Annotated in this window: 11 protein-coding genes, 1 tRNA gene and 1 pseudogene; 1 reads left to right on the top strand and 12 read right to left on the bottom strand. The window is 40.1% G+C overall.

Going from position 1 to position 12,287, the window contains the following annotated elements:
* Positions 1 to 39: 39 nt before the first annotated feature.
* The 7 genes and pseudogenes from BkAM31D_RS17860 to BkAM31D_RS17890 all read right to left on the bottom strand — a co-directional run bounded on the left by BkAM31D_RS17860 (position 40) and on the right by BkAM31D_RS17890 (position 6,962).
* Entirely contained in the window at positions 40 to 1,467 is a 1,428-nt protein-coding gene (locus BkAM31D_RS17860) for a YfcC family protein (RefSeq protein ID WP_066156249.1), read from the bottom strand.
* Between the two features lie 15 nt (positions 1,468 to 1,482).
* Positions 1,483 to 2,658, bottom strand: coding sequence for a M20 family metallopeptidase (locus BkAM31D_RS17865; RefSeq protein WP_066156252.1), 1,176 nt, complete (start codon positions 2,656 to 2,658; stop codon positions 1,483 to 1,485).
* Between the two features lie 55 nt (positions 2,659 to 2,713).
* On the bottom strand, positions 2,714 to 4,324 hold the full coding sequence (locus BkAM31D_RS17870) for an amidohydrolase (protein ID WP_066156257.1): 1,611 nt from the start codon (positions 4,322 to 4,324) through the stop codon (positions 2,714 to 2,716).
* Between the two features lie 246 nt (positions 4,325 to 4,570).
* Entirely contained in the window at positions 4,571 to 4,927 is a 357-nt protein-coding gene (locus tag BkAM31D_RS24900) for an AAA-type ATPase lid domain-containing protein (RefSeq protein WP_371807209.1), read from the bottom strand.
* Positions 4,928 to 5,065: 138 nt separating this feature from the next.
* A pseudogene (locus tag BkAM31D_RS17880) lies at positions 5,066 to 5,961 on the bottom strand (sigma 54-interacting transcriptional regulator); the annotation flags it as partial.
* A gap of 200 nt (positions 5,962 to 6,161) precedes the next feature.
* Positions 6,162 to 6,234: transfer RNA gene (locus BkAM31D_RS17885), tRNA-Ala, on the bottom strand.
* A 413-nt stretch (positions 6,235 to 6,647) separates the two neighbouring features.
* Positions 6,648 to 6,962, bottom strand: a complete 315-nt coding sequence (locus BkAM31D_RS17890) for a hypothetical protein (protein ID WP_066156265.1) — start codon at positions 6,960 to 6,962, stop codon at positions 6,648 to 6,650.
* 223 nt (positions 6,963 to 7,185) lie between these two features.
* Here BkAM31D_RS17890 and BkAM31D_RS17895 point away from each other — a divergent pair, with 223 nt between their 5' ends.
* Entirely contained in the window at positions 7,186 to 7,689 is a 504-nt protein-coding gene (locus tag BkAM31D_RS17895; protein ID WP_066156267.1) for a hypothetical protein, read from the top strand.
* Between the two features lie 120 nt (positions 7,690 to 7,809).
* On the opposite strand, the gene BkAM31D_RS17900 is transcribed toward BkAM31D_RS17895, so the two are convergent.
* The 5 genes from BkAM31D_RS17900 to BkAM31D_RS17920 form a co-directional block, all read right to left on the bottom strand.
* A complete protein-coding gene (locus tag BkAM31D_RS17900; RefSeq protein WP_066156270.1) occupies positions 7,810 to 9,690 on the bottom strand; it encodes a phage tail tape measure protein in 1,881 nt (626 codons plus the stop codon).
* Between the two features lie 43 nt (positions 9,691 to 9,733).
* Positions 9,734 to 10,051, bottom strand: coding sequence for a hypothetical protein (locus tag BkAM31D_RS17905; RefSeq protein WP_066156273.1), 318 nt, complete (start codon positions 10,049 to 10,051; stop codon positions 9,734 to 9,736).
* Positions 10,052 to 10,345: 294 nt separating this feature from the next.
* Positions 10,346 to 11,221 (bottom strand): hypothetical protein, encoded by an 876-nt coding sequence (locus tag BkAM31D_RS17910; protein WP_066156277.1) that lies wholly within the window; start codon positions 11,219 to 11,221, stop codon positions 10,346 to 10,348.
* Positions 11,218 to 11,493 carry a DUF3467 domain-containing protein gene (locus tag BkAM31D_RS17915; RefSeq protein WP_066156279.1) on the bottom strand — a complete coding sequence of 92 codons (276 nt, stop codon included), beginning with the start codon at positions 11,491 to 11,493 and terminating at the stop codon, positions 11,218 to 11,220. Before BkAM31D_RS17915 ends, BkAM31D_RS17910 begins: the two co-directional genes overlap by 4 nt.
* 97 nt (positions 11,494 to 11,590) lie before the next feature.
* Entirely contained in the window at positions 11,591 to 12,193 is a 603-nt protein-coding gene (locus BkAM31D_RS17920; RefSeq protein WP_157076847.1) for a hypothetical protein, read from the bottom strand.
* Between the last annotated feature and the right edge of the window lie 94 nt (positions 12,194 to 12,287).

Genomic DNA, 12,287 nt, shown 5'->3' on the forward strand with positions numbered 1-12,287 from the left:
GACTTATGGGACAACCTCTAATCATTTCATTCTATTTGATTACCAACCTATAACTTGAGCAATAACGAGCGCGGTGGCACATATTACTCCCCAAATAACCAATAATGGGGTAATAAAACGAAGCCACTTAGTAAAAGATACTTGAGCTAAAGCAAGCATGGCCATTACTAAACTTACCGGATAAATTAAATTGGTAAAACCATCACCAAACTGAAACGCTAACACAGCTGTTTGGCGAGAAACACCAAGCAAATCAGACAATCCATTCATGACTGGCATCGTAATCATCGCTTGTCCACTACCGGAACCAACAAAGAAGTTAATTCCTCCTTGAACGACCATCATCCCAATCGCTGTTAATTCTGTCGGCATTCCACTTAGCACTCCGCTAACCACGTAAATAACGGTATCTAAAATGTTGCCATCTTGAAGTACAACTGAAATCGACCGAGATAATCCTATAACAATTGCAGCCACGACCATCTTTTTGATCCCATCATTAAAAGCTTCTGCAATGTTACTTGGAGATAATCCGCAAAGCAACCCTAAAACAATACTCATAAACGCATACCATCCGCCAATTTCAATGAAGTACCATCCCCAATTTAGCAAACCGTATATCATAATACCCATTCCAACAACTAAAAAGGCAATGGCTAACGCCTCTCTTATTGAGATCTTTTCCCTTTCTTCTTCCTGCTCACTAATATATTCTTCATCTAGACCATCTCCGTAAAGCAAGCCTAACGAAGGGTTCTTTTCCACTTTCTTTGCGTAGCGCCAAACATAAACAATTCCTATTACCATAACAGTAACAAGAATACCGACTCGATATTCAATACCTGAGTACAGTGGCAACTCAGCAATCGTTTGAGCTAAACCGACAGTGGCAGGGGCCGTCAATGCTACAGAAAAGCCTGCTCCTGTACTAACTAAAACCATCGCCGTCGCTGTTAAACGGTCATATCCCATCTTTAACATAAGCGGTATCATAATTGGCACATAAATCAAGGCTAATTCCATCGCACCTGTAAAGGCGGTAAAAATCCCCATCGGAATCATTAGAACAGGAATGATGAGAATACTGTTTTTACTAAATAGTTTGACAATTATTTGGAGAATGAAGGCTAATAGACCGGTACGGTCAAGGATGGCAAATAAAGCACCGATCATAAATCCTCCAAATATAATCTCTGCCGCTTGAACCATTCCAGTTGGAATCGCAAATATTAAATCAAATAAACTTAAGTTTGGACTATCAATGAATTGAAAGGTTTCTGGCTGAATGAGAAGAGCACCTGATTCACTCTCCTCTCGCTCAAACTGTCCTTTCGGGATAAAGAGGGTTGCGACATAAGTGACCACTAACAAAGTAATTAATATAACATAAACATGAGGCAGCTTCCATTTACTCTCTCGCCTCGGTGTAACCTCTGGATTCAAATCTTTGCGCAATGCCTTCCCCATAAATATTCTCCCTTTCTACATCAAAATCTTCTTAACGGCCTGGACAAATATTTTCACACCATATTGTAAAGAGTCCTCATCAATGTCAAATCGTGGATGATGGTGAGGATAAATAATGCCTTTGTCTTCATTACGTGCCCCAATTAGGAAGTAACTTCCTGGTGCTTTTTGTTGAAATGCAGAGAAATCTTCTGCACCCATTTTTGGTTTTTGAATTTCGACCGTTTCCTCTCCATAAACATCACGAACCGTTTCCTCAACAAGCTTTGTTACCTCTTCATCATTAATAACTGGCAAGTATCCGCACTCATATGTAAATTCATATGTAGCTCCATGCGCTTCTGTAATGCCTTTTAAAACTCTCTCCATTAATTCCGGAATCATTTTACGGAATTTCACATCAAAGCTTCTAACTGTCCCGTTCATTTCAACAGTATTTGCAATCACATTTGCTGCCTCTCCTCCAACGAACTTTCCGATTGAGAGCACAACATTATCTGTAGGATCAACATTTCGTGCCACGATATGTTGAAGATTCGTGACAACTTGCGCGCCAATCGCTATACTATCGATTGCTTGATGCGGCATTGCGCCATGACCGCCTTTTCCTTTAATCGTAATCCAAAATCCATCAGGTGCCGCCATCATTGGACCATAACCAATTCCAACTTTCCCAACATTAAGGTCAGACATTAAATGAGCCGCAATCACCATGTCGACCCCATCCATTACACCCGCTTCAACCATTTCCTTTGCACCGCCAGGGAAGTATTCCTCAGCATGTTGAAAGAAAAAGCGTACTTCTCCCTTTATCTCATTTTTCATTGTCGACAAAACCTTTGCAGCCCCTAAAAGCATTGCCGTATGCCCATCATGACCACACGCATGCATGACTCCTGGTGTTTTCGAAGTGTAACCTGATTGATTCTCTTCCAGTATTGGAAGGGCATCCATATCTGCACGTATTCCTAGAGTTTTTCCTGGTTGATCTCCAATCAAACGCGCCATCACACTGTACTTAGTTGGACGTGTTACTTCTAAATTTCCGAATGATTGTAATTTGTCAAAAACAAATTGTGATGTTTTCTCCTCTTGAAACGATAACTCTGGATGTTGATGAAGGTATCGTCTCCATTCAATTACTTCTTTTGTAACGCTTTCAATTGCTTGTTCAATCGTTGAAACGGTCATGTTATTACCACCTTTTTCTAAATTTCTTTAGAAGAGAGGAACATCCAGTCCCTCCCTACTGTTGTAAAATTTTATTCTTTTCATAGACTAGCTCGCCTGCTAAGTAAGTTTGTTCAACCATTATTTCATCGATTTTTTCAGGATCTATTTCTAGCAAGTCTTGATCTAAAACGATGAAATCTGCTTGATAACCTGGAGCAAGTTGGCCAATTTCCGGAATTCTTGTAATATGTTGAGCTGCTGATGTAAATAGCTTAACCGCCGTTTCGACAGCTACTCTTTGACTTTGTCCTGTATCCGTTCGATCATAAGCAAGGCGTGTGATAGCAGCCTTCATTCCAACAAACAGATTAGCCGGGTCAGCCCATGCCGTAGCAGGAGCATCTGATGAGAAGGCCACTGGTACACCAGCTTTTAATAACGATTGAATCGGGTATGAATTCTTCGTTCGCTCTTCACCTAAATTGTTTAGGTAACTTTCAATTTCTGCATAAAGGAAAATAGGTTGTGTCACAATTGCAATCCCAGCTTTTGCCGCTCGTTCAATCGCTTTCTTCGTTGGCAAAGAGGCATGCTCAATCCGTATAGATGGGGCACCCTTAAGCCAACCTTCTTTTTCATAGAAAGTGTTAACGATCAGATCAATGGCTTGTTCCCCCATTGCATGTATAACTAATTGAATTCCTTGTTCTTTTGCCACTTTAGCCGCAGCTAGTAATTCTTCTTCTGAAGTCATTTGAATCCCATATGCTTCTTCTTCGCCCATGAAGGAAGGAGTTACCCAAGCCGTTTGGCCAGAAACACTACCATCTGAAAACAATTTAACACCGCCAATATGAATCGGCTGTTCTCTGTTCGTTTGCTCTCCATCCAACTTGTAACCTTTTTTGAGCTCCTCGTACAGATAGTAAAGAACCGTCCGTTGCTTAAGCCCTCTTTTTCGTGCTTCTTGATACAAGTCAAAATAATTAATTGGCTTACTTTTCGCCATCAAATCTGTAATAGCCGTAATCCCTTTTGATAGCAATTTAGGGCTTAGCTCTGCTAAAAGCTGCGCTTGATCGTCAAGTGTTTCTACCGGCATGATATTGGCCAATAAATCTTTCGCATTTTCTCTTAAAATGCCCGTCGGCTCCCCTTCTTGATCTCGATCAATTTGTCCACCTGCAGGATTAGGAGTATCTTTTGTAATCCCTGCAAGTTCTAGTGTCACGCTATTGACTGAGACAACATGTGCACATGTTCGAGTTACAATTACTGGATGTTCAGTTGTTGCTTGATCTAAATCCCAGCGCAATGGAGCTCTACCTTCTTGTAACTTTCCTTCATCGTACCCCCAGCATTCAATCCACGCACCTGCTTTTTTCTTCGCACTCATTTTTTTAATTTCGCTTACGATATCAACTATTGACTCCACAAGAGGCGGAGTACATGCAATCTGCTTCTCAGCTTTTGCTAGATAAACCGGATGCAAATGAGCATCTATTAATCCAGGAATGACACGTTTTCCTTTTAAGTCTATACATTGTTCTCTTTGTTCTAAGTCTTCTAGCTCGCCTATCCACACTATTTTTCCATCGCGCACACGCATAGCACTTGCATAAGGCTGATTCGAATTGGATGTAAAAATTTTACCGTTCATAAATAATAATTCTTCTTTAACCATTTTTGCCTCCTCAACTGTCGGTTCGAAAACAACTCACTCTCATTTCATCGAATTGTTAATCAAACTCTACCTCCCTTCTTGCAAATACCATGCCATTATTAATTAATTGTAAATTTTCTTAACAATGTAAATAAATAAAGAGTAACCATCTATTGATCGGGCACTTGTCCAATGTACTTTCTTTGCAACTTAACTTTCCAAACAAAAAAAGAGGGGAAAATTTCCCCCTCCTCAGTAAAAAAATTTTTACCTCATTCTATATTTTTCCAATTTATATTTTAACGACTGCTTGGAAAGTCCTAACCGTCGTGCTGTTTCTGCAATTACTCCGTTTGCTTTTTCCAACTCGTTTTCAATAATATCTTTCTCATATCGATCAACACATTCTTTGAGTGTACCTGTTAAGGTTGGTTGACTTACCCGTGTCGATTTCTGGTTGTTTCTAATTCGATCTGGAATATCTTCCAATGTTATTACTGTGGACGATACATGGTTATAAGCAGTCTCAACAGCATTTTTTAGTTCTCGTACATTCCCAGGCCAATGATAACGATAAAAGCTAGCGAGAACCTCGTCATCTACAGCATGAATGGTCATATTCATATGGCGATTATAGAAATCGATATAAAATTTAAGCAATACCTCGATATCATCTTTTCTTTCAAGCAACGTAGGTAAATTGATTTGAACGACTCCTAAGCGGTAGAACAAATCTTCACGCAGCTTTTTTTCTTCCACTAATGTGTCAGGATCTTCATTCGTTGCTGAAATCACTCTTATATCTAAACTAATATTTTTTTTACCGCCAATTCTTCTAATTGTCTTTTCTTCAATCGCTTTAAGCAATTTAACTTGAAGATAATAATTTAATGAGTTAATCTCATCAAGAAACAAGGTTCCCCTTCAGCTTGTTCAAATAGCCCCGGCATGTCTTGCGCTCCCGTAAAACTACCTTTCGTTGTACCAAACAAAGTGCTTTCTAATAAACTTTCAGGAATAGCACCACAGTTAAGTGAGATAAATGGCTTATTATATCGATCGCTCAGGTTATGAATCGCTTGTGCAACTACTTCTTTTCCCGTCCCTGTCTTTCCAAAAATTAAGACGGTCGAACTTGTTCTCGCTACTTTTTCAATTCGCTCTTTTATAGCTTCCATTAATGGATGAGCGGTAATGATGTCATCTATCGTATAAATGGTATTATTCTTCCGATAAATTTTATGGCTAGCATAATGATCCAAATAGTGAATGTCTTCTTTTGGATAAAAGTGCTTTGAAAATTCGATAGCTCCAATAATGGCATCGTTTTCTTTTATTGGAAAGGTCGAACTAAATGACTTTATCACACTTCCGTTTGTCGTTACCATCTCTTGTTCTATATTACAAAGTGGGTCACCACTCGCTAACACTCGCATAACCGTACTATTTTCATTCGTAAGATTTTTATAGAAGGTTGTCACGTTTTTCCCTAAAAAATCTTCTGGTCTTGAATCTAATTGCTTCAATACATTTAAATCAGCTAAATCATAAAAGATAATATCCCCGTTCTGGTCTGCTATTAGAACATTATCAAATTTTGATAACTGATCAAATTGCTCGAACTGTTTAACCTTAAAATTCACCATGTTATCCTCCATATTATGACAGTCTATCTACACGTCTTAGATAAGTCTATCAACAAGACTTTTGGCACACATTTGATTGTTTTATTTTAGCGGTTATCTATTTACTTGGTCAATTCATTGTCGGATGTTTGTTTGATCGCGAATATCTTTCTCCGCAAACAAAAAAAGCGACACCTCTGTCGCTTCTGTATCATACTCTTTTTAAATTAGAATGGAGCATAGCGGGATCGAACCGCTGACCTCCACGCTGCCAGCGTGGCGCTCTCCCAGCTGAGCTAATGCCCCGTGTTTAGATTCCGATAAGTCAGCGTTAAGTCCCGATACGTCAACGTTAAGTCATACGCCTGTCTATCGTTTATGTTCGAATTATAGCATATAGGCGTTCTACGCTGCAATAGTTTGGAGCGGTAAGCTGCGATAATAATAAATTTACAATTAGACGGGCAATCGTACGTAAAAGTGATTCTTATTGCGCGAGAGGTTTCGAGAGAAGCACGCATTAGCAAACGAACATACTTTCGTATATAATAGTAAATAAAACGATAACGGAGCGTATATAATGGACGATCTTATTTTGCGCAAAGTTAAGCAAATAGTTCAGAACGTGAATATAACAAAAGGGCGGAATCCAACGAAGGAAGAGTTAATGTTGTGGACCGGGCGGAGCGAGAAGGATTTACGCGAAATTATGCGGAAACTTAAACAATCGTAACGCGTCTTACCCTCGGTAGATTCGGCAATGATTCACGGCACTCGTACAGTATCATTAATTCCGCTTCAGTGACGTCAATCATACGAAGAATTTTGCTGCGAATCGGGATAATGTCGTTTAACTTTTTCACAGTATCCTCGGTAATTACAAACGTTATTTTCGATGATATGTATAAGAGGTCGTCAAAAGACGGGCGACGTTTAGTATTAAATACGCATTCATATTCGTAAGCAATGAGCATTTCGCGGAGATGGTTTTCGATGTGGACTAGCGTTTCGTAAGCTTGGAGTTGGTGATCCATGGGCGGGCACCTCTTTTTTACTTTTATATTAGTGGAAAACTTTAAGCAGAAAACATCGTTTGTTACATTTTTTCACTAACTATTTCCTAAGACCATCTCTCCAAATGCACCGATACCCACATATAGTATCGAACAGACACGAACAACATCTATATATTGTACTAACTTTAATTTCATGCTATAGTTAATTTATATCAATCTATTTTATTGAGGTGAGATATGAGTGATTTATAACTTCCCAAAAACGGTGCCAGAATTTCAACCTGTTAGACTAGACGTAACACAAATTGTCAGACAAGCCGTAATACAAATTGATAAATTACTTCGAGCTAGAATTCAAAAAATAGTTCAAGTTACAACTGAAATAGGTAATCGCATGTGGGAGCCATCTCGCTTAATTACTGAAGGTTGGGCGGAATACCACAAAAATCAAACAATTATTACGGGTGCCCTCGAAGAAGCACTTAATGATTTTGAATATGAAAGTATTGAAGTGAAAAGTGAATATATAGAAGTGAATAGTACCGATCTAGTAGGAGGAAAAATTCGCAGTTTTTTCGATAAAGGCCGAACTTTACTTACTAAAGGTTCCACCTATTTATTTAAGAAAATATTCGAGAGCTTACTTGGTCACTTAGCTGTTTTGCCTATAGTTCAGTGGATTATTGAAAATGCCGGAGTATATATTAAGTTATTTTTGAGTTTTATATCTAAAAAGTTCGATTGATACTTCGCGGTTAAAACAAAGGCCCAGACGGGCGTTGGAGAGAGTTGCGTTTCACCTCTTAGAATTAAGTAATCGGACATCGTTAGAAAAAAATAAGGAAGAGCCGAAGCCCCTCCGCTATTAACGTACCCCACTCATATATGACGCCTGTCTCATGCTTTGTCCCAGCATATTATCCATCGGATTAAATACTTTTCGCGCTACAGTCTCGCCATCTAAGTCGATTTGCAAATGAATCGGTCTCTCCGATTGACTTGCGGTCACTGGCTGCGGTTGAGTCTGCGTTATATAACGTTCTCTACGATTAGGTATCTCCGGAACTGAAGCGGTTGCCAATTGTTTAGATATGCCGCTAACATCCGGAATAGCATCCTCCATACCGATAGTAAAGCCTTCACCGGTCCAATTACCGTACTGCTCCATAAGCTTAGACGGTGACGCGATGCCGAGTAATTTCTTAATCGGAGCTGGAACGTTCTCATCGATGAAAGACGTTACTTTCCGCTTAAGTGTGCCACCCATTCCCGTTATACCGTTAATTAAGCCTTGTACGATGTCGCGACCAATTTGATACAAGTCAATTCCCGCAAAGAACGCCTGTACTTCGCCCCAAATCTCGGAAATCGTAGTTTTCACGTTACCCATCTTCTCACGCACAGAACTAACCATATCCTCGAACTTCTCCTTTACGTTCGACCATATCTCGTCAAGAACTCGACCAAAGTGAGCTTTAATTTCGCTCCAAATCCTGCTGATCGCTCCTCGCGCCAATGTCATCTGTTTAGATACGGAATCTTTCATTCCTTGGAAGTCACCGCGAACTAACGCCTTCAAGAAGTCGAGCGTATTGGAGAACGTATCTTTCACGTATTTCCATACGATGCTGATGATATTTCTGATCGCTTCCATCGCGGATTCGATTACTTTACCCATGAACGGAAACTTTTCGTTAATCCAGCCGATAATTTCGCCCCAATTCTTATAGACGACCCAGCCGATCGCAACGAAAGCGGCAACGGCTGCGATTCCTAATCCGATTGGGCCGGTTAATACAGTAAACGCAACGCCCGCTAACTTAACAGCCCCGATAAGCTTCCCGATAATCACTAACGCAGGACCGATTGCGGCTACAATTCCGACAATCATTAGCGCGGTCTTTTGTCCTTCCGGACTTAGTGCGGCAAACCAATCAATAAGCTCCATCACCTTATCTCCAACAGACTGAAGTATCGGTAATAAATGATCTTGGAATGCCGGAATCAGCACGTCTGTCAATATTGGAGCTACTTTCGCGCCAATCTCGTTAGCGAACGCCATAGCTTGCGTCTGAAGACGTACCATCGACTGCCTAAATTCGTTTGCCGCGTTTAAAGCATCTCCGTCCATCACTCCGCCTAATTCATGGGCTTCTCCGCGTAGGTCGTTAATTGCATCCTCACCCATTCCGAGAATCGGCGCCATATCTTTCCACGCCCCACCGAATATCTGCGAACCAAGAGCATTTCTTTCGAGTGGGTCTTCCATTCCGGCGAGTGATCCGATTAAGGAATCGATCATATCATCCGGAGTCATATTCGAAAGGTCTTCCGCAGAATAGCCTAATTTTTCGATAGCTTCGTACGCGGGTCCGCCTTCTTTTGCGATTTGAGGTAATCGTCTGACTAAACCTTCCGTTGCGTGCGTGACCGCTTCTGTTTCTACTCCGGCAATTTTCGCGACGTGCTGCCACTCTTGGATAGAGTCCGTTGACATTCCGGTAATATCGCGTAAATCTAAGATTCTGTCAGCCGTGTTGCCGACTTTCGTAGCTAGTCCAAATGCGGCTACTCCTGCCGCTGCTATCGGACCAGAAACCCATTTCGTCATACCTCCACCGACGTCAGCTACTTTGTTTCCGAAATTTTCAGCTTTACTACTTAATGACTCTACTTTACTGCTGAGGTCGTCAAGCGGCTTGCTGAAATTGTCTATCGCGCTTATCGCGAAAGATATATCTGACATTTTTAATCACTCCTTTTTAATCAAATAAAAAAAGCCCGAGCCATTAGCCCGAAGCCTTTAAATGTTCTTTCATTACTTCATTACCTTCGCGAAAGAGTCGATAAATTCCATCTACGTCTAACTGATCACGAGACTCAACTTGTTTATTTATCTCGTCAATCCCCGCAATAAAACTAAGCAACGCCTGCTTATATACGCGAGCATCCTTTTTCATTAGCCGTTTCTGCGCGTTCAGCAAATCACGCTCAATTAGTTGCTTGATTCGTGATAGTTCAGCCAGGAAAGATTCTTCGTCTAACTCACGTTTGATATAACTGTTAAACAACGGATTGACCCGTCTAAGTTCTGCGCTTAAATCCATTTATTCACCTCCTTTCGGCTTGCTGAATCTAATCACCGCGTAAGCTATTGCGCCGAATGATAATAGCGGCAACGTAACGCTCCAAATTAAAATTACTCCGATTGTTTCTAGCGTTTTAATTGTCATCGCCTCCATAAATTAAAAACAGCACCTTTGTGGTGCTGTTTGATTACCGTCATTCTTTACAGTTAATTTGATTTACATAATACATCTCACCTTTATTCGACGAAAATAAAAAAGACGCCATTAGAGCGTCTTTATAGTACAAAAATAGAGGCGACAATTGTCCCTTATTTACTTATTAAAGAAGTTAGTTAAACTTTGTGGTATCTTGGTTTTGTTAGCTCTAGCAACATACTTAGTTATTCGAATTACATATATACCAACAACCCATCCGATGACACCATAGTGAAAGTTAACTCCTATTGTCTGAAGTGCATTAGGGTCCGAAACCCAATATTTTAATGCATTATGACCTGCAAAAGCACCAATTATCGCCATGGTATTCGTAATAAACATAAATAATTTTGCGCTGAGTTTATGATCCTTTTCAGTTCCCTCTTTTACATTACCTGGCAGTATGGCAAGAAAAGCATCAATTATTACAAGAGCAAAATAAAAAATGAAACCGCCAATAATTTGCTCTATTGATATGCCTGAGTATGCCAGAAAACTCGTGAATGTACTCGCCATGACAAGTTTTAACAAAATATCTTCCTTAAAAGATGCAACAAACTCTTTATGAAATAAGAGTAACGGAGTAGGAATGTAAACAGACATTTGTGTAGCACCTACCTTTGGTTTTAGGTTAGTACTAAGAGTATTCACCCACCGACTAATTTTATTCCAATTATTAGCCGGTAACGAAGGCTTTTCCACAGTTTCTTCAACTTTTGTTAAAGGAGTTTCCGCTTTATATCCAGTAGTTCCATCAACTGTCATACTTTGTTTAGGAAAAACTATAAGATTCTTTGTTGTGACTTGACCATAAGAAAGATAGTAATAGGAACTATTTTCTCGAATTACCCCTTGAGGTTTATTAAATAATTCATTTGAAGTTGTTCCTTTTATAGTGGTGCTTTCAGTAAAGTTCTTCCTAATTTTTATATAACTTTGACCGCTGCCACTGTTTGCATTAAGTTCTAACTTAAGTCCTTCTGCAACACTCATTCTATCTTTGCTCCTATAAATACACCCTTCTCTTGTAATTCTCTTATCTTTCCCTCTGTAGGAGCTTCAGGTATTTTACCAAAAGCTTCTTCATAGCTCTTAATATGATCTAACAAAATTTTTGCAAACACTTTTGCGTGTTCTGGACTCATGAATACTTTCGCTCCGCCCTCTAACGATTTATCAGGATTCATAATAGAGAAATCCATAACAATGTCGTAAAGCTGCATACTGATCTCAACATTATTAGCATAAATTGTTTTCTTTTCCATTTAAAAACTACCCCTTTATAACTCTAACTATATATTATATTCTCCATAATATCACAAACCTCCTTCTTCTTTACATTTTAATCCATCTAATAATTAATTATCTAACTCGTCCACGTTGCTTTAACTCTCGATAAAACGACCTCGCTGCCGAAGTCACTGGCGTGTATATTCCACGTCGTTCTAACGCTTCTAAAATGCTCAGCTCTTGACTTGCTGCTTTCTGACCACCTGTAGTCGAAGCGGCTTCTAGTTTCGAATGAATATCGTTTAAAGCACGCTGAACTCTCTGGCGGTCCATAACTTGCGGTTCAACCGATAACTTCTCGAGCATCGACGACTTAATTTGCATCCAGTTCGCAAGCATCTCGCGCGCAATAGTCGGATGTAAGTCGAGCGAATCAACGTAAGAGCCGACATCATTAAGTGATAGACGATCAATCTTCGCGATAGTAATGCCAGCCTCTTGACGGGCAACGTCCGCGGAAACTTCTTCGATTCCGGTTTGTTCCTTCGCCTTCTTAACTGCGGATTCTTTCAGCGCGCTTAAGCGGTAATTATACTCGTCCGATTGCTTAGTCATCGCCTCATGATAAGCGGCTTCTAACGCTTCGATCTTCTCTTGCTTACCTTCCGGAGTAAGGCGGAAATCATCGTTAATCATTGATACTTCTAGCTCATGATCGGCAGTTATTACGTCCATTTTCGCAGTAACATCGTTAAGCGTGACATAATCTACCTTGACCGCTTGCCCCGCGTTGACTAGAGAATCTGCAATGTGTTCGTCTTGAGGAAAG

Origin of the sequence: Halalkalibacter krulwichiae, from assembly GCF_002109385.1 — a bacterium.
Taxonomy (GTDB): domain Bacteria; phylum Bacillota; class Bacilli; order Bacillales; family Bacillaceae_D; genus Halalkalibacter; species Halalkalibacter krulwichiae.

Excerpts from the sequence above, each read along its gene's own strand:
- BkAM31D_RS17890 (WP_066156265.1), bottom strand. The coding sequence starts at position 6,962 with ATGGATCACCAACTCCAAGCTTACGAAACGCTAGTCCACATCGAAAAC.
- BkAM31D_RS17920 (WP_157076847.1), bottom strand. The coding sequence starts at position 12,193 with ATGGACGTAATAACTGCCGATCATGAGCTAGAAGTATCAATGATTAAC.
- BkAM31D_RS17865 (WP_066156252.1), bottom strand. The coding sequence starts at position 2,658 with ATGACCGTTTCAACGATTGAACAAGCAATTGAAAGCGTTACAAAAGAA.
- BkAM31D_RS17860 (WP_066156249.1), bottom strand. The coding sequence starts at position 1,467 with ATGGGGAAGGCATTGCGCAAAGATTTGAATCCAGAGGTTACACCGAGG.
- BkAM31D_RS17900 (WP_066156270.1), bottom strand. The coding sequence starts at position 9,690 with ATGTCAGATATATCTTTCGCGATAAGCGCGATAGACAATTTCAGCAAG.
- BkAM31D_RS17915 (WP_066156279.1), bottom strand. The coding sequence starts at position 11,493 with ATGGAAAAGAAAACAATTTATGCTAATAATGTTGAGATCAGTATGCAG.
- BkAM31D_RS24900 (WP_371807209.1), bottom strand. The coding sequence starts at position 4,927 with ATGAATATGACCATTCATGCTGTAGATGACGAGGTTCTCGCTAGCTTT.
- BkAM31D_RS17905 (WP_066156273.1), bottom strand. The coding sequence starts at position 10,051 with ATGGATTTAAGCGCAGAACTTAGACGGGTCAATCCGTTGTTTAACAGT.
- BkAM31D_RS17910 (WP_066156277.1), bottom strand. The coding sequence starts at position 11,221 with ATGAGTGTTGCAGAAGGACTTAAGTTAGAACTTAATGCAAACAGTGGC.
- BkAM31D_RS17870 (WP_066156257.1), bottom strand. The coding sequence starts at position 4,324 with ATGGTTAAAGAAGAATTATTATTTATGAACGGTAAAATTTTTACATCC.